The sequence below is a fragment of the Arthrobacter sp. P4_H3 genome (assembly GCF_056400885.1).
Map to the genome: position 1 here is coordinate 22,344 of NZ_JBFUKK010000031.1, position 18,299 is coordinate 40,642.

Annotated in this window: 17 protein-coding genes and 2 pseudogenes; 7 read left to right on the forward strand and 12 right to left on the reverse strand. The window is 62.9% G+C overall.

The features are described 5' to 3' along the window. Positions 1-11 precede the first annotated feature (11 nt). The gene (locus AC1DRE_RS23810; RefSeq protein ID WP_476986951.1) at positions 12-1,364 is read right to left on the reverse strand and encodes an MFS transporter; all 1,353 of its coding nucleotides are present in this window, start codon (positions 1,362-1,364) and stop codon (positions 12-14) included. A gap of 714 nt (positions 1,365-2,078) precedes the next feature. Next, positions 2,079-2,273 (reverse strand): hypothetical protein, encoded by a 195-nt coding sequence (locus AC1DRE_RS23815; protein WP_476986952.1) that lies wholly within the window; start codon positions 2,271-2,273, stop codon positions 2,079-2,081. A 352-nt stretch (positions 2,274-2,625) separates the two neighbouring features. Between AC1DRE_RS23815 and AC1DRE_RS23820 the strand changes: the two genes are divergently transcribed. Further along, positions 2,626-3,882, forward strand: coding sequence for an MFS transporter (locus tag AC1DRE_RS23820; protein WP_476986953.1), 1,257 nt, complete (start codon positions 2,626-2,628; stop codon positions 3,880-3,882). A gap of 702 nt (positions 3,883-4,584) precedes the next feature. On the opposite strand, the gene AC1DRE_RS23825 is transcribed toward AC1DRE_RS23820, so the two are convergent. From AC1DRE_RS23825 to AC1DRE_RS23840, 4 genes and pseudogenes are all read right to left on the reverse strand, one after another. Beyond that, positions 4,585-4,821, reverse strand: a complete 237-nt coding sequence (locus AC1DRE_RS23825) for a hypothetical protein (protein WP_476986954.1) — start codon at positions 4,819-4,821, stop codon at positions 4,585-4,587. A 40-nt stretch (positions 4,822-4,861) separates the two neighbouring features. Further along, a complete protein-coding gene (locus AC1DRE_RS23830) occupies positions 4,862-6,337 on the reverse strand; it encodes a C69 family dipeptidase (protein WP_476986955.1) in 1,476 nt (491 codons plus the stop codon). Then, the gene (locus AC1DRE_RS23835) at positions 6,334-7,746 is read right to left on the reverse strand and encodes a purine-cytosine permease family protein (RefSeq protein WP_476986956.1); all 1,413 of its coding nucleotides are present in this window, start codon (positions 7,744-7,746) and stop codon (positions 6,334-6,336) included. Before AC1DRE_RS23835 ends, AC1DRE_RS23830 begins: the two co-directional genes overlap by 4 nt. Positions 7,747-7,767: 21 nt before the next feature. Beyond that, positions 7,768-9,023, reverse strand: a pseudogene (locus AC1DRE_RS23840) (glycerate kinase). 502 nt (positions 9,024-9,525) lie between these two features. On the opposite strand from AC1DRE_RS23840, the gene AC1DRE_RS23845 reads away from it, so the two are divergent. Beyond that, a complete protein-coding gene (locus AC1DRE_RS23845) occupies positions 9,526-9,678 on the forward strand; it encodes a hypothetical protein (RefSeq protein WP_476986957.1) in 153 nt (50 codons plus the stop codon). A gap of 196 nt (positions 9,679-9,874) precedes the next feature. Here AC1DRE_RS23845 and AC1DRE_RS23850 read toward each other — a convergent pair whose 3' ends face one another. From AC1DRE_RS23850 to AC1DRE_RS23865, 4 genes are all read right to left on the reverse strand, one after another. Then, positions 9,875-10,270, reverse strand: a complete 396-nt coding sequence (locus AC1DRE_RS23850) for an MmcQ/YjbR family DNA-binding protein (protein WP_476986958.1) — start codon at positions 10,268-10,270, stop codon at positions 9,875-9,877. Between the two features lie 117 nt (positions 10,271-10,387). After that, positions 10,388-11,035 carry a nitroreductase family protein gene (locus tag AC1DRE_RS23855; protein ID WP_476986959.1) on the reverse strand — a complete coding sequence of 216 codons (648 nt, stop codon included), beginning with the start codon at positions 11,033-11,035 and terminating at the stop codon, positions 10,388-10,390. Positions 11,036-11,115: 80 nt separating this feature from the next. Then, positions 11,116-11,940 (reverse strand): isocitrate lyase/PEP mutase family protein, encoded by an 825-nt coding sequence (locus tag AC1DRE_RS23860; RefSeq protein WP_476986960.1) that lies wholly within the window; start codon positions 11,938-11,940, stop codon positions 11,116-11,118. Position 11,941: 1 nt separating this feature from the next. Next, positions 11,942-12,484 (reverse strand): carboxymuconolactone decarboxylase family protein, encoded by a 543-nt coding sequence (locus AC1DRE_RS23865; RefSeq protein WP_476986961.1) that lies wholly within the window; start codon positions 12,482-12,484, stop codon positions 11,942-11,944. 107 nt (positions 12,485-12,591) lie between these two features. Here AC1DRE_RS23865 and AC1DRE_RS23870 point away from each other — a divergent pair, with 107 nt between their 5' ends. The 3 genes from AC1DRE_RS23870 to AC1DRE_RS23880 all read left to right on the forward strand — a co-directional run bounded on the left by AC1DRE_RS23870 (position 12,592) and on the right by AC1DRE_RS23880 (position 14,952). After that, a complete protein-coding gene (locus AC1DRE_RS23870) occupies positions 12,592-13,239 on the forward strand; it encodes a TetR/AcrR family transcriptional regulator (protein ID WP_476986962.1) in 648 nt (215 codons plus the stop codon). Positions 13,240-13,333: 94 nt separating this feature from the next. Then, positions 13,334-13,648 carry a DUF4192 family protein gene (locus AC1DRE_RS23875; RefSeq protein ID WP_476986963.1) on the forward strand — a complete coding sequence of 105 codons (315 nt, stop codon included), beginning with the start codon at positions 13,334-13,336 and terminating at the stop codon, positions 13,646-13,648. Between the two features lie 815 nt (positions 13,649-14,463). Beyond that, on the forward strand, positions 14,464-14,952 hold the full coding sequence (locus AC1DRE_RS23880) for a hypothetical protein (RefSeq protein ID WP_476986964.1): 489 nt from the start codon (positions 14,464-14,466) through the stop codon (positions 14,950-14,952). Positions 14,953-15,617: 665 nt separating this feature from the next. Here the strand turns inward: AC1DRE_RS23880 and AC1DRE_RS23885 are convergent. Further along, complete coding sequence (locus tag AC1DRE_RS23885; RefSeq protein WP_476986965.1) at positions 15,618-15,866, reverse strand: hypothetical protein; 249 nt, start codon at positions 15,864-15,866, stop codon at positions 15,618-15,620. 396 nt (positions 15,867-16,262) lie between these two features. Between AC1DRE_RS23885 and AC1DRE_RS23890 the strand changes: the two genes are divergently transcribed. Both AC1DRE_RS23890 and AC1DRE_RS23895 read left to right on the forward strand, forming a co-directional pair. Continuing rightward, complete coding sequence (locus AC1DRE_RS23890) at positions 16,263-16,664, forward strand: DUF7793 family protein (protein WP_476986966.1); 402 nt, start codon at positions 16,263-16,265, stop codon at positions 16,662-16,664. A 571-nt stretch (positions 16,665-17,235) separates the two neighbouring features. Further along, positions 17,236-18,027, forward strand: a complete 792-nt coding sequence (locus tag AC1DRE_RS23895) for a response regulator transcription factor (protein ID WP_476986967.1) — start codon at positions 17,236-17,238, stop codon at positions 18,025-18,027. A gap of 32 nt (positions 18,028-18,059) precedes the next feature. Here the strand turns inward: AC1DRE_RS23895 and AC1DRE_RS23900 are convergent. Next, positions 18,060-18,299, reverse strand: a pseudogene (locus AC1DRE_RS23900) (Hpt domain-containing protein); the annotation flags it as partial.

Sequence of the window (18,299 nt, forward strand, 5' to 3'; positions counted from 1 at the left end):
GCTATCCTCGCTTAGGCAGTGACCTTGGCTGACTCAACCGGGCCGGGCGTTTTGGCGTGCCAGTCGATCTCGTCGCTGAAGATATCCTGCTTGCTGCTCTCTGGAAGCCACTTGAGCAGGACCACCAGGGCGACGAGAGCGATGAAGACCTGGTAGAAGGCCGGAGCGATGGCATTGCCGGTGCTGGAAGCCAGGAACGCGCCGATGTAGGGCCCGGGGCCGGCGATGAAGGCGAGGGCGATGTTGAATCCGATCGCGCTGCCGGTGGCCCGGGTGGACGCCGGGAAGAGCTCGACCAGCATGACCACCGTGGTCACTGAGACCAGGCACTGGATGGCGCCCAAGAGGACCAGGCCGAGGATGATGAGGGCCGGGTTGCCGGTGCTCATCAACAGGAAGACCGGAATGGGCAGCAGGACGTAGCCCACCGTGCCCACGAGGTTGGGGATCCGCCGGCCGTATTTGTCCGAGATCATGCCCGCGATGGGGCAGAAGACCATGTAGATGAGCAGGCCGATTGCGCTGAGCATCAGGGCATTGGGGCGCTGGATCTTGAGGGTCACTTCGAGGTAGTTCACCACGTAGGTGGCCAGGTAGTAGTAGCCGAGGCCCTGGACCGCCGCGAAACAGATGGTGAGGGCGACGGCCTTCAGGTTGCGCTTGAGCTTCGGCGCAGGAACCGCGGCCGAGTCGCGGGTCTTCTTGATTTCTTTGAAGACCGGGGTGTCGTCCAGCCGGAGTCGGACGAACAGTCCGATCAGGGCAAGCGGCGCGGCGGCCCAGAAGGGGATCCTCCAGCCGAAGTCCATGAGCTGTTCTTTGGTCAGGATGTTGTTGAGCCAGAGGGCGAATCCGCTGCCGGCGACGGTGGCCAGTGCTGCCGTTGCCGAAATGACGCTGGCATAGGTGGCGCGGCGGTGCCGGGGGGCTCCCTCAATCAGGAAGGCAGCGGAGCCCGTCCACTCTCCGCCCGCGGAAAGCCCCTGGACGCAGCGCAGGAGCACCAGCAACAGAGGAGCGGCGACGCCGATGGCCGCGTAGGTCGGAATAAACCCAATCATCGTGGTGGCTAGGCCCATGGCCAGGACCGAGAAGCTCAGGGCCGCGCGGCGGCCGTACTTGTCACCGATCGGTCCCAGGATGAACCCGCCGAGCGGCCGCATAAGGAAGCCGACTGCAAAAACGCCCAGGGATGACAGGAGAGACACCACGGGGCTCTGGTCCGCAAAGAAAAGCTGGCCGATGATGACGGCGAAGAACCCGTACACGGCGAAATCGAACCACTCCATGAAGTTGCCCACGCCAACTGCGAAAGCGGCCTGGCCCAACTTCTTGTGCTGCATATCAGCTTGATTGATGCTCACTAGTTACCTCCTCGTAACTCTCTGTGGAGCGGCCGCTACGGTGCGATGGCTCCCTTCTTAGATTGTACGACAATCGTACAGTCCGTCAATACCTCGCCGGGATACTGTGCTTACAGCCAGGCCCGCGGCCAACACTCGGCGGTCAAGGCCTGCCCGGATTGGACTGAGCAGCAGCGTCGGTCGTTCCCCGGACATGTCGTGACTCACTGGCGCCCGCGCCCCCTCTGCCCGCAGACTACGCAGCCTTGCGAAAGGGATAGAAACGGGACGGGACAGGAACAGGGCCGAAAAGCCTCTCGCGCTCGGCGTTACCGTCGAGCCCCTGCACGTCGCCCGCGTGCAGGGGGCCGCGGTACTTTGGCTGGCTGTGCACCACAGCCACCCGAGGCTCCAACCGGCTGCGAGCATCGGGCCGACGATGAACGGCCAGCGATGCCGCCGACCCGACCCTGCTCGGGCGGCAGCTGTAGCAGGATCCTCTGCATCCGCGGCCGCCGTGCTTTCAACCGCTTGCGAGCGGTTTGAACCAAACCGCTGGTGGATGACATCGGGGGTAAGACGGTGCCGCGAACCGACGCAAATTACTCGCACAATGGCGCCGTTCGTTGTGCGCACCTACAGCTAACGCCGAACCACGCGCGAAAGGAGCAGGAAAATGAATGACACCTAGCAGTCTTATGAAGATCTGGCGGTTCTCGATTAGCTCAACATTGACTACAACCATGCGGACCAGGTCAGAGATGCCAAGCGCTTCAGAGAGTTGCTTGCTGAAAATTTCGTCGTCCAGACACCGGTGTCACCCGAAACCGCGACGAGTACCTCGAGTACATCGCTAAGCCGCGCCCTTTCAAGGATCTCGCTCTGCTCGAAGTCAAGATCCGCATCCTCGGCGACGTTGCTCTGATTCATGGCCGTGGAGCGTACATCTTGCTGGCTAATGGCGCAGAGCATGAAGCTCTGTACAACGACGTGTCTCAGAAGTGTGAAGGCACGTTGGTCTGCGTCTCAGCCTGCGCGGCCGCTCCCGGTGCCTAACCGGCGCCCGTGAGGCTGCTGGCCGCGAGATAGCCCGGGCCTCGGGTAGGCGCCAAACCCAAGATCAATCCCAGTGCGGATCTGGCGCACCGAAACCGCCACAACACGCAGCTGCGCTGACCGCGGCCGTCATGCCCCTGCGCAGCTGACCGCTGAGGAACGTCGGGGTTTTTAAAAACAATAGGAAGGGCACGACTCAATGCAAAAAGTGGCACCAGCGGTCGACATGACTCGCAGGGGCAGAACGCTCCGCCTGGCCTTCGTTTCCGCGGTGGTCTCTTTGGTGGCCGTGTTTGCCGCAGTGGGGTCGACGATCCCTCTTTTCAACATCTACCGGGCCGAGGACGGGTTCACCAACGCCGACATCTCGCTGACCGTCGTCGCCTACTCCGCCGCCACCCTCACGACACTGTTGGTGCTGGGACGACTGTCCGGTCATGTGGGCCGACGGCCCACTTCGATCGCCAGCCTCGGCCTGCTCCTGCTCGGCTGTCTGGTGTTGCTGAACGTGCACGACGTCGGCACCCTGATCGCCGGCCGGCTCCTGATGGGCCTCGGCGCCGGGCTGGCCAGCAGCAGCCTCACCTCCTACATCGTCGACGCCGCGCCGGCCAGCCCGACCTGGCTGGCCTCCGTCGCCTCCAGCCAGACAGTCATGCTCGGCCTCGCCGTCGGCGCCATCGCCTCTGGCGCCCTGGTCCAGTTCGGCCCCTGGCCCCGCGAGCTCATCTATCTGGTTGTCATCGGCCTCCTCCTCCTGTCCATTGCGCTTATCGCTATCAGCCCGGAAACCGCCACTCCGACGCCGGGTGCTTGGCAATCACTGCGACCCCGGGTCCGCATACCAGCCCGGGCCAGGCACCTGCTCCTCGCCGCGGCGTCGGTGTTCCTGGCTACTTGGGCGACCGGAGCCTTCTACCAAGCCTTCGTGCCCGCGCTGGTCGAAGATCAACTCCACACCAGCAGCCCGCTCATCCTCGGACTAGTGTTCGCCGCCTACATGGGTTCCAGCGTTCTCGGCGCTCCCCTCGGTGGCCGATTCTCACCGGGGGCGGCCCAACGCCTCGGCATGTTCGCCTTCCTGGCCGGAACAATCGGCATCCTTACAGCCATCGCCACCGGCACACTGGTGGTGTTCATTGTCGCGACCATCCTCGCCGGCGCCAGTCAAGGCATCGCCATCAGCGCCGCCACCCGCGGCCTGCTGCACGGCAGCTCCCCGGCAGACCGGGCCCCGATCTTCAGCGTCATCTACCTACTCTGCTACAGCAGCGCCACGATCCCCGCCCTCATCGCAGGCAAACTCTCCAACACCTTTTCGCTTCCGCAGATCGCCCTCGGATACGGCTCGCTGGCGCTAATCGGCACCCTGCTCACCGCGATCGCTGCACGCAACCCGCACACCGACACGACCAGGGACAAGGCCCTTGATGAGGCCAGGGTTCAGCGGGACTCGAACGGTCCTCACAATAGCCCGCCGTAGTATCGTCAGTCTTTACGATGGCCGGTTCCTGCAGCCGGCCTACTGGAGGTCTTCATGGGAGTGGAGACGGGTGATGCGGTCGCTGAGCTGTTCAGATATGAGCGGCGGCGACTGGTCGCTCTGGCCTACAGAATGCTCGGCACTGTCAGCCAGGCGGAGGACGCAGTCGCATATGCCTTGATTTGCTCGGCACTGCTGGTGTCCGCAGGAAGAAAGTACGTCGGCCAGTGGCTTCCCGAGCCAGTACCGGCGAACGTTTCCCTGGTACGACGACAGATAAGAGCAGGCCGGTCGCCCGGGCGACGGTCAGCGACCGAGCTTGGTTAGTCCCGCGCCCTGGTCGGGCCCAGGAACAGCGGGAGGAGCAACAAGAATCTGATGACAGCCTGGACCCGTTAAACTTCCAGACCGTCCAGCTGGAGCACAACCGAACCTGACCTCAGTTACGCCTCTTAAGGCGTGTCACATCAGGGCTCGAACGGACTCTCCCCAGAGGACGCAAATGCCGCAGGACCGGTTCGGATGCCACCGGTGTCATACTGACAGCTTTCCGTAGAGTTGGTTGCGGTGGCAGACCAAAGAATAGGCTATGCCGAGGGTCAGACCGGGAATTGTTGCGCCCTGCAGTTCCTGCGGGGGCGTCCTGCTGCGTCTCGTTGAGACTCCGACCAATTCTGGCTCGACATCAGCGGACTCGGCTAACTAGGATTCGTTGGCGAAGATGCAGGGCGTGACCGATGGTTTTTGGACGGCGTCGTCGATCTCTTTCTGCATGGGTTTTTCTGGGCCTGTAACTGCGATGGTGAGTTTGATGCCTGTTGCGCCTGTTGTCATCTCGGTCGTCGCTTTCTTGCTTGGTTCGAGAGCGGAATTTGCGTCGACGCTGCTGTGTTCCCGATGTGTGCGGTCGGACCCATGGCAGGCAGGAACGTCTGCCATGGGTCCGTGATGGTGGTGGTGTTTCGCCGGGACCGGCGGGTCAGACTGAGGCGGTCTGGTTGCCGAGCCACCGTTGATCCAGTGGTTCGGACAACGCTTCCGGTGCATATTCGGCAAGATACGAATCGATGTGGCGTTGGACGTCGTCAACAGCTTCCGCCGTGAGATTTCTGAGGTCGGGGACGAGGTCGTCCCTTTCCATGGCACCGGCACGGTTCCAGGAGTTGCGCAGCTCCGACACCTTTTCGGCCCAAATCTTTTCCAGTGTGTCGAATTGTGCCCGGATTACCGGCTGCCGTTCCGGGAATTGAGTCCCCAAAGGGTCGCCTTTTGCCGCGTCCAGCAGGTTTTGGAACTTCCACCAGTATCCGGTCGGGTCGAATGGTGCCTGCTCCCAGGTTTCCGGAGGACGGATGTCGGTGGGTTGTTCCGGTGTCTGGACTGCTTCAGGTAGTTCCCGGGACTGCATGAAGATGGGGATGTAGGCTCCGATGCATGGCGGAAGCGGTGTCCACCAGATGACGGTGAGGTCGTTTTCGTCCCGTGCAGATTCGACGATGATCGAGCCTGCAGTGTTGCCCCAGGTGAATCCGGCGGGATGTTCGTGCATGCACAGGGAGAGGAAATCCGGTCGTGCGGCATTGAAGTAAGGTCCGTCCAGGAAGGTTCCCTCGAAGTGATCCCTGAGGATCGTTTTGGCACAGTCCAGACCTACTCCGCCGTCTGCTTTGGCGTCTTGCAGCAGTTGCTGTGACCGGCGCTGCCTCATATGCGAGACCTGTAGTGAGGTGCCCGGGTCGGCGTGTGTTTCTGCATAGTCGAAAGACCGGTCAGGGCTGAGCCATCCCTTGGCTCTTGCTGCGGTGAGAAGTCCTTCGCTGTTCCGGTCGTAGTCGGTTCGGATGGAGGGTTCGTTGCTGATGGAGTAGGCGCCGGTGTCGATGCAGCGGCTGATCCATTCGCGGCCGCTGGTTTCGAGGACCCAGGCCTCCTTGCCGTCCGTGATGAGGAACGAATTGTCGTAGGACCCGTCCGAGGGGTTTTTCCCTTGGAGCCCTGAGGCCCATTGGCCGTGTTGTTCGAGCAGCGTCGTCATGATGTCCAGTGCCTCAGTTGCTGTCCGGGCGCGTTCCAGTCCCAGTCGGAGCAGTTCCATTCCGATGAGGCCGGCGGCCGGCGGCCGACCGTTCTTGGCTTCGGCAAGGGATTCTGCCCAGGCCCGGGTGAACTGGGCCTCATTGCCGATGGTGACGTTGTGTTCATTGATGCCGAATTCGTATCCCCAGCACCAATAGGGGGCGGCTCCGATGTGGGCGTAGGCAGGTTCGTCTTTGATCGACACGTAGGCAAGATCAAGTTGCCCGTGGCCGGGGCGTGCCGGGACGAAACGGAGCGGTTGTGCCTCACCGGCGGGCCGGTCGCTGTTCTTTCCGAAGATGATCCGTCCATGTGTTGTAGCGTCTGCCTGGGCCACGAAGGTGTCGCAGCTCCAGGCCCTCGTTTGGCTGGCTTTCACAGGAGAGCTCCCTCGAGTTCCGCGCTCTTCTTGGGCAGGTAGTACTTACCCTTGGTGGCTGCGGTCAGTGCGACGTGGAGTATCGGTCCAAGGATCATGGAAATGAAGGAGGCGTAGGCGATCGGGTAGACCTCGATGATTCCGAGGGCACCAACGGCGACAGCGACGCCGAGGGAGATGAGGCCGCAGGGGTTCCAGGGGCGGACGTCTTCTTCACGGTATTCGATGTCTTCTCCACGGCCGAGCTTGAGCCAGCGGCGGCAGATGAAGTAGTCCGCCAGGATGATGAGGACCCATGTGTTGGTAAGGACACCGGTGATGGCGAGGAAGGTCCCCAGGTGATTGATGACGTTTGTGGCGTAGAAGATGACCCCGAAGAGCCACACGGCGAACATCCACCAGGGGCGTCCTGGGCGGAAGTGCGCCGCGACATCGAATCCGCTGGAGAGAGTGATGGAGCCGCCGTAGAGGTTCATGACGTTGATGCGGATCTGGGTAACGATAACAAAGAAGACACCGGCCAGGCCGAGGAGGTGGACGAATACGAATCCGGGGTCCTGTGCCTTTTCGACGCCGAATTGTCCGACGAGTGAGGCCCCCAGGAATGCGCCGATGAAAATGACCGCGAACATTGGGATGAGTTCCAGGATCATGATCGTGGCGGTGCCGCGGTATCGAATGTTTTTCGCTGCGAATCGTCCGTAGTCGGTGGCCATCAGGCCCTGGAAGATCATCTGGCCGTTTGCAAAACTCATGGCTGTCCACATCGCAGCTCCGCCAGAGACTCCCGTCGCGGCCCAGCCTTCGAGGCCCACGCTCGCGCCGCTGCCGTTCAGTTCGAAAAGCGCCCAGATGAGCAGTCCGACGAAGATCGGGAAGCCCCAGGTCTGCAGAACCGACATGGCATACATGCCACGCCAGACGAAGGCGATGGTCACGAGTCCGATCGAGGCGAAGATGAGGATGCCGCCGATGGAGTTGATCTCGATGTTGAAGTAGTACGCCACGGCGTGCGAAACGATCGTTCCCTCAAAGAGGAAGTAATAGATGAAGTTCACGGCGTAGATGAATGACGTCAGGGCAGCGCCGCGGCTTCCGAAGCCGAGGCCCCGGGAGATGAGGCTCTGGGAAAGTCCTTCCCGGCTGGCCATGCGCATGGTCAGCGATCCGATCAGGATGGCGCCGAAGAAAAAGTATCCGATCGGGATCAGCATCATGGGCCAGCCGACCAGGAACGTTTGCTGGGCGCCGAAGGAGAAGAAGAACATTGCGGTGGCATTGCCAAGCAGAACTAGGCTGATGGCCGGAATGGACCAGCGCTTTTCAGCCGGTACGCGTTCGATCGCATAGCTTTCGATCTGGTCATCAATGGAGGCTTCGGGCCCCTTGAAAATCTGCAGAAAGGACATGATGGGTTTCCTATAGGTGTCTCAGTTGGTCTTATGCACTACAGAGCTTGGAGTGCACGGTGTGTTGCATCTGGTTCCAGCCTTCGTGGGGCTGGGAAATAAGGACTTCCGCGATTGGTTCCCTAATGGGGCCGAGTACCTCGCAGGAAGTACCGGGCTTAGAGCGGTGTCCCCGTTGATGTCGGACATCGCCCACACGGTTCTCAGGGATGTCAGCGGCAAGTCGCTGAGACGGATCAGGTTCTGACCGACCACTGCGACGGCCGGCACTCCTGCTTCTTCCGCGAGCCTGGCGATAGCCACCGGGCCTTTGCCTTGGAGTGACTGGTAGTCCAGCCGGCCTTCTCCCGTAATGACCAGATCGGTTTCTTTCAAGAGCCGACGGACGTCCAGGAGGTCCAGAACGAAGTCTGCTCCGGAGGTGAACCGGGCGTTCAAGAGCCGGGCACCGAATCCAAGGCCCCAGCGGCGCCGGCTTCGGCGGCGAGCAGTTGAACGGGTGCCGTTCTTGCCGGCGGAGGGAACGCTTCGGCCACGCGGGCGAGGTTTTTGCAAGGCCTTCCTCCAGGATCCCGACCATGTTGAGGTCGGCGCCTTTTGCGGACCGAACATGTGGGCTGCGCCCGTCTTGCCAGGAGCGGACTTTCGACGTCGCAGGCCACGGCAATATCGAGCAGGACTACCCGCAGGTCCACCCGATCCCAGTCGATGCTGGCGAGCCCCACCAGCTCCCCTCCCTCGGGACGAATCGGGATCCCCTCTTTGTCAAGGAACCGAACCCCGAGGGCTGAGAGCATACCCGTCCCACCGTCCGTGGTCGCACTTCCCCCGAGCCCCAGGACAACTGAGCTGACGCCCTGATCGGCCAGCCCAAGAAGCAGCTCGCCGACACCTGCCGAAGAGCCATGATAAGGAGCTGCTGTGTTGCCAGGTAGCCTGCGGAGTCCGCAGATATCGGCCACCTCGACGACGGCGGTGTGGTCCCGCAACGCCACTTCGGCCTTTAGCGGTATTCCGGTGGGGCCGGTGACGGTAAAAGGAATTCGCTCGTAGCCGGCGCTAACGGCAGCGTCCACGGTTCCGTCGCCGCCATCAGCCAGAGGAACGATGGTGACGTTACTCAGGAAGTCGCTGCGGACCATGCCCCGTGTCAAGGCCTCTGCGGCCTGATGAGAGGTCAGAGTTCCTTTGAACTTATCCATGGCCACCAGAAGTCGCGGTGTGGGCCCCGCGGTTGGGGGCGAACCTGCAACATGGATCGCGGACGTCATGGCCATTCACACCTCCGGCAAAAGTTGTTCACTGCTCATCGAGTCCCCTCCAATATGTGGGTGAGTCGAGCATCCGTGTTAGCCCGAAATGGGACTATATCGTCCAACTATGCCACCTTTCCTCCCACAGTGCTACGACGGCGTGCAATAAATTGGACTAACTGGGCCATTGTGCGCCTATGGTGGGGTGCTCGGGGGACAGCTCGCCTCTACGAGGGGCTGACCGATGGTCGGGTCGTCGGTACCCTGGCTTACTAGACGACCGGCGGCCGGATTACGCTTACCCACTCTTACGTGGACCCAGACGAACGACATCAGGGCACTGGGTCGGCTGGCAGCTATGCCCTGGAAGACCTGACCCAAAGTCAGACCAAGGTTGGCATCTACTGCGGGTTCGGTGCCGACTACGTCCAAGGCCACTCCGAGTTCAACGCCCCAGTCGACATTAACCGCTCGGCATTCATCGCGACTCGCACCACGCGAGTCACGAACAGCCGGCGCTGGGGCCATGGACGACCTGCACATCACCATCGAGCCGGAGCGCATCGTGGCTGCGACCCTCATCCTGCAGTCTTGGTCTGCCGAAGATGCCCAAGGCGCGTTCGAGATCTACGGCGACCCGAGAGCCGCCTGGCGATCGGCAGACCGCATCTCAGCGTGACCTCGCAGAGATGCGGGGGTCATGCTCCCGCACACCAAGTATTTCTCGCCAACGACATCGAGGATGTCTTCGGTGCGACGCAGGCACAAAACGCCGGCAGCCTCGCCGTCGTGGCGAATCGATTGTGTCGTCTGAGGCGCTCTTGCGAGCCGGATCAATGTTGCGTGTCATCCGACCCTTAGTTGGTCGAACTCGTTCAGCTTCGCGGCTGAGCAAGTCGGAACGTCTCCGGGTCTACCGGCCGCTGCTCCTTGGGAAGCCCCTCGACGACAAGCAGGTACGATTCGGTCACGAGGTCGTCGACGAGCCCCGCGTCGATGCCGTCTCCAGGATGCAGCGTGATCCAGTGCGTCTTGTTCATGTGGTAGCCAGGGCTGATCTCCCTGTGAGCTTCGCGCAGCGATAATGCATCGGCGGGATCTGCTTTGAGGATCACGACCGGTTCCCCGGGCATCGCGGTCTGCAGCATGAACACTTTGCCGCCGACCTTCCACACCTCCCAGTCCCCAGTAGACTGATGGGTCCGCTCCGCGCCAGGGAGTTCCTCGGCGCGCGTGGCCGACCGCTCCTGCCGGCTCATATCATGTTGCATTTCACTCTCCTGGATGTTCGTGTGGGTGCACGCGCCGCTCGCGAGCGGGAGGCGCCCGCGCGCGGTCGCACTCCGATTCAGATGGACCCGGCGCCCTGGAGGCGCCGGGTCCGCGGTTCAGGCGAAAGTGAACAACCGGTCGGCGTCGAACCGGGAAATCGGCGTGGCATAGGCCTTGGCCGTATCAGGGTAGCCGAGCGCCAGGAGCACCGTTGTCGTGTATCCGGTCTCGCGGATGCCGAACGCCTCGTCGACGCTGGCCCGATCGAACCCCTCCAGCGGCGTGGCGTCGACGCCGAGCTCGGCGGCCGCCATCATCGTCATGCCCAACGCCATGTAGGTCTGCTTCTCCATCCAGTGGTCCAGATCCTTGTAGGTGGAGTTGCGAATGTTGAGGAAGTCACGGGTCATCGACTCCCACAGCTCCTGCTTCGCGGGGTCGGGGAACCGGCTGTCCGCCCGCTCCTTCGCGAAGACCGCACCGAGGTGCTCCTCGGGCACGTCCGTCCGCGTGGTGAGGATGACGGCGTGCGACGCGTTCAGGACCTTCTCGGCGTTGTCCTGGAAGCGTTCGCCCAGGTTGGTCGCGAGCTGGCTTTTCCCCGCCTCGGTGGCAAGCACGTAGAAGTGATTCGGCTGCACGTTCACCGACGACGGCGTCGAGCGCAGGAATCGCAGCAGCTGCTGGAGCGTCTCCTCCGGGATGGTCTTGCTGCCGTCGAAATAGCGCGTGAGGTGCTTATTCATGAGCTTGTTGAGATCCATGATTGGTCTTCTTTCGTCGTTGAATGGTTGATGGGGAGTGAGAAGCTAGAGGTGTAAAGCAACGGCTGATCTGATGAAGATCAACGCGCGCCGCGGCCGAGCAGGGCGTCTATCCGCCCGAAGTCCATGCCTGTCGTCGCGGTCGCGAGGTCGCCGCGCACGAGCGCGCCGACCGCCTCTTCGAGGGCGCCCATCGCGTGGACGTACAGCGCTGGCCCGAGGCTGATCCGCCTGACGCCCACTGCCCGCAGCTCGGTGACGGTCAGTACCGCGTCCGCCGGCGCGATGAGGACGTTGACCGGCGTCGGTGCAACCGCAGCGACGATCGCACCGAGCGAATCGAGGTCAGACGGGTACGGCGCGTAGACCACATCGGCCCCGACCTCGGCGAAGGCGGTGAGGCGGCGGATCGTATCGTCGAGATCGGGCCGCCCATGCAGGTAGTTGTCTGTCCGCCCAGTGACTACGATGCGGCCCTTGGCCGCCACGACGGCCGCGCGCACGCGAGCGACCGCCTCGTCGAAGTCGCGGATGGGCCGGTCGGGATCGCCGGATGTGTCCTCGATGGCGATACCGGCCAAGCCGTGCTCGACCGCTGCGTTCACGGTCGCCGCGATGTCCCGGGGCGTGTCTGCATAGCCGTCCTCGAAATCGCCGTTGACAGGCAGGTCAGTCAGACGAGCGAGTAGCCCTGCGTGCGCGAGGTGCTCGTCGCGGGTGACCAGGTGACGCCCGTCCAACCGACCCAGCGACGCGGCGAGAGCAAAGGACGACGTCGCGATCGCCTCGAAGCCGGAAGCGGCGAGGAGCTGCGCCGAGAGGCCGTCCCAAGCGTTCGGCATGACCAGACCACCCTCGCGGGTATGCAGGGCCATGAACCTCTCGTAGATCTCGGAGCCCGACACGTCAGACCGCCTGTCCACCGACGGCGGGGACGTCGACGACTGTCTGGTTGACGTTGTTGAGGTAGTTCGTGAGAAGGAATACCACCGCGATCGTGACGATCGCGAGGATCTCCGTGTCGCTGTAGCCAGCCCCGCGCACCGCAGCGATGTCGGCGTCGCCGACCTGACCGCGGGTCTCGATCACTCGCTGCACGAAACGAGCCACGGCTGCGCGACGGGGGTCGGTGGAGCTTCCTGAGCGCGCAAGCTCGATGTCGTCGCTCGACATGCCGCCGAGCTCCGACGACACGTACGTATGCAGGGCCTGGCAATAGGAGCAGCCGTTGGACTGTGAGACAGCAAGTGCAATCGTGTGCCGCGTCTTGGCGTCGAGAAGACGGCTGATGCTGCCCTGCAAAGTCATCACGATCTCGAGCACGGTGGGGTTCGCCGCGAGCGTGTTGAACATGCCCGGCGCGAAACCGAACTGCTTGCGGATTCCGTGGAGGATGCTCTGCGCCCCGGCGGGAACGTCTTCGAGCGTGGGAGCGGTCAATCGGGACATGGCAGGTGATCCTCCAGAGATAAGTTTTGGACTATTTCGTCCACTTTAGGAGTGAACACCATGTGAAAGTGGGTTGTCAAACCCAGTTTCTTGCTAGGGTGGGTGCCATGAAGGGCAGCGTGGGATCTCGGGTGCCGCAGAAGCTCACAGATAAGGGGCAGGCGACACGCACCCGCATCCTGCGGCACGCCGCGGAGCTCGTCTACGCCAACGGCTTCCGCGCCACGAACAACGAGCTCCTCCGCAAGGCCGCCGGCGTCAGCGGGTCGCAGCTCGCCCACTACTTCCCGAACAAAGAAAGCCTCGTCCTCGGCGTCATAGAATGGCAGGCGGAAAGCATCCTCGAATTCCACCGCAGCGAACGGTTCGCAGGCTTCGACAGCGTCGACGCGTTTCAGGACTGGGCGGACTTCTACGTCCTCGCCGGGCGCCCGTTCGAGGACGGTTGCAGCCTCGGCTCCCTCGCGAGCGAGATCGTCAAAACCGATCTCGACATTCACGACCAGCTCGCGCGCGTCTTCGAGCAGTGGCGAGACATCTTCCGTAAAGGACTCGAGCGGATGCAGCAGCTCGACCGCATCGACTCGTCAGCCGACCCTGTGCGGCTTGCCCACATGTTCGTCGCCGCCTACCAGGGTGGCGCGCTCCTCGCGCAGGTTGCTTGCGACATCGCGCCGCTACGGGACGCGCTGTACGCCGCCGTTGACCACCTGCGGACGCTTGCGAAGACGCCCGATGACGCCGACTCCGACTGACGCGGGCCCGTCTATACCACCCCGCCCGAACAGGCCGCGAAGGACCGAATTATCAACAGCGGACGCAGCCGACCGCGTGAAAGCGATTCACACGATGAACCCGGTCGAGGCCCTCGAAAAAGCCAGAACGCAGTGCTCCCGGGTCGAATGGGCACAGCAGCTGCTGCTCCACGCGTACACGCACAGCAGCACCAAACACTCGGCCCCCATCCTCACCGCCATCGCCTTCGTCAACTGGTGGGAAGGACGAGGCAGCAAAGCCCACCAGTTCCTCCAACTCGCCCTCGAAGCAGACCCCGCCTACCGTTTGGCCAGGCTCAGCGACCTCATGATCGGCTCCGGAATGGTGGCCGGCTGGAACATGGACAAAGACCGGGCCTTCCGGCCCTGGGGCCTCGAAGCCTCCTGACCCGCTGTCAAAGGGATACGGACGACGACGGCGGGACGTTCCGGGGCCAGTCCACCACCGCCGCGTCCCACCCGTCCGGATCGGCATTCCACTGCTGCGTATGCTCCGCGGAAGGAAAAGTGACCAGCGTTGCCAGCTCGGGTCGCAGGACTCTGGCGGATCAACCAAACCAGCGCTGCCCGGAAGAAGAGTCCGGATCCCACACACCTCCGCTCTGTCGACGGATCGCACGCCAGCCACAGACGCCACCGACGACGTTCCCGCTGACCCCGGAACGTCCTACGAAATCGACTGTCCAGGCCGCCAAGTCATGTCGCCTGAAGCAGAGACCTGCATGAAGTGGTGAAGGCAGGACCAGGAGGAGGGGATCAAAATGCAGGCCCAAAAGTCGCCCGTGCACGAAGGTGTGCACAATGTGCACACCCGCTTTGGCCGGACAAACACGCGATGAGCGCACTCTGGCTGGTGCGCAGAAAGCAGCTATCCGAGGAAGATCCTCAAAGAAGAGTCGGCTTCGTCATGTCGTCACCACAACTCCTGGCAATGAATGAGTGAGGCCAACAACTGGCCACCGGAACAGCCAGATAGGACGGCACATACCCCAGATTCCAGCAGGCGGAGGCCCACAGCTGGGTCTTGACACGGAATTTCGCTGCGCGAAAACTTGGCGTAACGGGCCGGGTGAGCCGTTACGCTGCCCCGGCGCACGGGTTGGCTTCCGGCTCCGGACGGAGGGTGAGATGGCGGCGAACGTGGCCCCGGTTCGAACGCGGAGGCAACGGGTTTGGTTACGGGTTCTTCTGCCCGATGCCCTAGTGGTTATCGGTGCCCCGCTCATAGAACTGTGGTCGTGGAACTACCTCCCGGGATTCCGGGACCTGGGCTATGTTTTGGGTCTGGGGTCGCTAGTAGTCTTCACGTTCTACGGGATCTGGTCCTACGAGCGGACCGTCAGAGACGAACCCGGGGCCATCGCGATGAGGGACGCTATCGCCGCGACGGTCATCGTGCTGTATCTGGTTCTGCTCTCCTGGGCCGTCTTCTTCAGCAGCGGCGCAAGCACTACAAGTCCGGCGACGGACGGCGCGGCGAACCAGGCAACCGAGTCGATCAACAAAGTAACGTCCGAGCTCCTGACGAGCTTTACCTCCATCACTGCTGTCGTCGTAGCCTTCTACTTCGGCTCAGTCACCATTGACCAGGTCACACGCCACCGGAAGGAGCCAGGCAATGCCGCGGCTGCCCAGAACTCGCCCCCGGAGAAAGACGTCGCGGACTCCAACCGCAAGGACAGTGACGGGTAGGTTCCTCTGACGGGAAACTGCGCCCATGCCCTGTGACACCGGATTCATTTTTCTGGGGGATGCGAGCCCGCCCGCAGGGGCATGCGGTTAGGACGGGCCCGCCGGAAATATTTGCGCGCATTCATCCAGGGAGGGTTGTCCGGGGGCACAATAGTCATGCCGGGCCCTCACTCGCATGTATTGGGGGGGGTCTAAGGCTCCGCCGCACATGGGGGCACCGCCGCGAACGATGGTGTGTGGGGAATCTACCCTGGCTATAGGGCCCTCCCGGGCTCAGCGTCGGACAAGGGCCGGTCTCAAGCCGCAGGGGGAAGCGGAGCCGCTTTCGTTCGCCCTTTCAGGGAGGGCGGAAGCGGCTGCGTTTTTTCTCCGGGCTGGGCGAAATTTGTGGCTCGGGGTCCAGACTCCATGTGAGCACACGTCAGGGAAGTCTGCCGAGTCGTATGGCCAGGATGGACTCCGGGTCGAGGGCCTCAGCACTTCGATCAGACGGCTCGGTGGTCAGCGATGCCGTTTGTGACGAGGACTTCCCGGCCGCGTTGCGGGGCCTGATGCAGACTCTGGCGAGGCGTTCACGGCCGGCGGTGCGGTACAGGTCATGCGCCCATTCCAGTTCGGCTGCCGCGTCCCGGTAGAGGGCTTCCTCAAAGAGGCGCCGGCAGATCTCATACCAACAAGCGCTTCCCTGGCCGGCGAGTGGGCCAGACGCGGGGCATCTTCCTGCAGCCGTGCGGCCTCGTGCCACCGGTACCGGCGCTGATATAGGCACGTGCCAGCACGAGCAGGGGCCGGAACCGGTCCGTCGAATTAGTCAGCAGTGCCCGGCCTTCCGCGACGGCCTGCTGTCCGCGGTCCAGCAGGGACAGCGCCCAGATCCGCTCCAGGCTCGGGTACTCCCCCAGTCTGGCCGTCATGGCGTTCCGGTCCAAGACTACATCGCGCAGTGTCGAGAGGTCAGTACGCCAAATCTCCCCCTCACGTCCCACCGACCTGCCACCCTTTCCGAAGACACCGGTCGCCATCAGTTGCCAACTCAAGCCATCATCACCCAAGGATTCCACACCCACCGTAGGCCCCGCCCCGGCGCGGACCGCGGGGACGACGCCAGGTTCGTGACGTTGAGCGGTGCATAGTCGAAACCGGCGACAACCTCGTCTTCTGCGGTTTACCGCAGCGTTTTTGGACCGTTTGTCCCGTGCAGGAACCCAGTGATTCCTTGGCTCCGGCTTGAGCAGCCTGTCCGGAAACGGGGAACGGTCATCTAAATGCGATAGGTTCAGGATGGCGGGCATGCCGCCGTGGGGGGACAAATGATCCGGGACATGCTCGACGGGGCGAAAGCCGCTGTTAAGTTGCGTGAGGGCGTGCTGTATCTGCGATGGGTCCGAGGGGCAGTTATTGACGAGAAAGACGCGATGGCTGCGATGGCTGCCGCAAGCCGCCTCTGTCATCAGGGACGCGGCCGCCCGATGCTGGTCGAGATGGCAGGGACGGCATGGTTGGGTTGCAACGCCCGCAAAGTCTTTGCCCGGCCCTGGCCGGTGACCCGCATTGCGCTGGTCGGGTCATCGCCGGTGGACCGCGTGATCGTCGACCACTTCCTGGCCCGGTGCACCCCGCCCTGCCCCGCCCGCTACTTCACCTCGCATGACGAGGCCATGACGTGGCTGACAGCCACCGCTCCCGGCACGTCGGAGTCCAGGGGCCAATGATGTGCCGGCGAGGGTTTCCTGCGGACCCGCCGTCCCCGGACGTGAACACCGTGCTTGATTCTCTCCTCGGACGGCTTGAGCAGCGCTGTCCGAAACCAGCTCGGCTTCGCAGGGGCGGGCTTGGGCTTGCGCCGCATATGTCGCCGCAGAAGTCAGTGGGCGCAGACCACGAGCACCAGAGAGGTGCCCAGAAAGATGCCGAGGGCGGTGACTAGCGGAGGAAATCCACAGCGACCTCTCTGAGTACAATGCACTGATCGTAGCCGGAAACTCCCCTAACTGTTATGCCGATTATGCCGTGGGGCCCCTGCGCACGGGCAGCAGCCGACAAAAACCGTATTGACACCCGGCCGCGGCCTGACGAATTCCCGAAAGTGAGCTGCGTTATGGATGGCACTCAGTGGAATCCAATTGTTTTGAAGCCACGTCCCTGAAATTTAAGGCTATCCATTTCAGGGACCACTAAAGTTATGCAAAAGGACCCGTTCCTTGTAGCTTGGAAACGGTGGCATGAATACCGCAGCGGTGCTGGGCCGGACGCGGACTGCCCGGGCAAAATTGGGGGGTGGCCATGAGCGATTTAGGCGTGGCTGTAGTCATCGAGGACGACGCCGACATGCGCAATCTTCTGGAGGCTGTGCTCCTTCAGGCGGGATTTGAAGTCCATACAGCCTCCGACGGCCGCGAAGGCGTGGACGTCGCAAGGGATAAACAAGCCAACATTGTCACCTTGGATATCGGGCTCCCGGACATTGACGGTTACGAGGTCCTGCGGCGGATCCGTCAATTCAGCAATGCCTACGTCGTCATGCTCACAGGCAGGACCGAAGAACCCGACCAGCTGACCGCCCTACATGGTGGAGCCGATGACTACATCACCAAACCATTCCGGCCCCTGGAGTTGCGGGCCCGGATAACGGCCATGATGCGCCGGCCCCGCCAGCAGCCCACTGGCGGCGTTCCTCCTGCGCTTCAACCCCAGCCTGCGGCCTCCGGGGCCAACGGAGGGGAGTCCGTGATCCGGCACAACGGTCTGGCCCTGAACCACAGGAGCCGGACGGCAGCTCTTGGCGGGGCTCCTGTTGAACTGACGCGCAGCGAGTTCGATCTCCTCCACGAGCTGATGACTGGAGCCGGAGCCGTGAGGTCGAAAACTGAACTGGTCCGGGTGGTCCGGGGCGAGAACTCCCGCGCTGACACGTATGTCAGCGAAGCCGACGAGCGGGCAGTGGAAGTCCATATCGGCAACCTCCGCCGCAAGCTCCGGGACAACCCGGAAGCGCCGCGCTGGCTCCAGACCGTCCGCGGCGTGGGTTACCGGCTGGCGCCGGACAGACCGGACCGGCCCGACGGGCCGTCGTAAGTCTCACGCGGACCGGCCGGTCAGCCTGCCCGCTACCCGCCCTTCGTGATGTAGCTGACCTGCAGTTCGTTCACGGTGGCACCGCCGTGGTGCGCGAGCATCTCCAGCGCCCGTCCGCCCGGAAAGTCACCGCTGCGGATGAAAGCCTCGACCGCCTCCGCGAGCAGTGCCATTCGCAGTCCTCCCACCATGGCCGAGGAGACTTTCAGGCTGATCACCGCATCAAGTGCCCGCTCGCGGTCCTGACGCTCAACTGCGGCAACGAGGTGACC

Coding starts and splice junctions, on each gene's coding strand:
- AC1DRE_RS23815 (WP_476986952.1), bottom strand. CDS start 2,273: ATGAATCAGAGCAACGTCGCCGAGGATGCGGATCTTGACTTCGAGCAG.
- AC1DRE_RS23820 (WP_476986953.1), top strand. CDS start 2,626: ATGACTCGCAGGGGCAGAACGCTCCGCCTGGCCTTCGTTTCCGCGGTG.
- AC1DRE_RS23825 (WP_476986954.1), bottom strand. CDS start 4,821: ATGGCAGACGTTCCTGCCTGCCATGGGTCCGACCGCACACATCGGGAA.
- AC1DRE_RS23835 (WP_476986956.1), bottom strand. CDS start 7,746: ATGTCCTTTCTGCAGATTTTCAAGGGGCCCGAAGCCTCCATTGATGAC.
- AC1DRE_RS23845 (WP_476986957.1), top strand. CDS start 9,526: ATGGACGACCTGCACATCACCATCGAGCCGGAGCGCATCGTGGCTGCG.
- AC1DRE_RS23850 (WP_476986958.1), bottom strand. CDS start 10,270: ATGCAACATGATATGAGCCGGCAGGAGCGGTCGGCCACGCGCGCCGAG.
- AC1DRE_RS23855 (WP_476986959.1), bottom strand. CDS start 11,035: ATGGATCTCAACAAGCTCATGAATAAGCACCTCACGCGCTATTTCGAC.
- AC1DRE_RS23865 (WP_476986961.1), bottom strand. CDS start 12,484: ATGTCCCGATTGACCGCTCCCACGCTCGAAGACGTTCCCGCCGGGGCG.
- AC1DRE_RS23870 (WP_476986962.1), top strand. CDS start 12,592: ATGAAGGGCAGCGTGGGATCTCGGGTGCCGCAGAAGCTCACAGATAAG.
- AC1DRE_RS23875 (WP_476986963.1), top strand. CDS start 13,334: ATGAACCCGGTCGAGGCCCTCGAAAAAGCCAGAACGCAGTGCTCCCGG.
- AC1DRE_RS23885 (WP_476986965.1), bottom strand. CDS start 15,866: ATGACGGCCAGACTGGGGGAGTACCCGAGCCTGGAGCGGATCTGGGCG.
- AC1DRE_RS23890 (WP_476986966.1), top strand. CDS start 16,263: ATGATCCGGGACATGCTCGACGGGGCGAAAGCCGCTGTTAAGTTGCGT.
- AC1DRE_RS23895 (WP_476986967.1), top strand. CDS start 17,236: ATGAGCGATTTAGGCGTGGCTGTAGTCATCGAGGACGACGCCGACATG.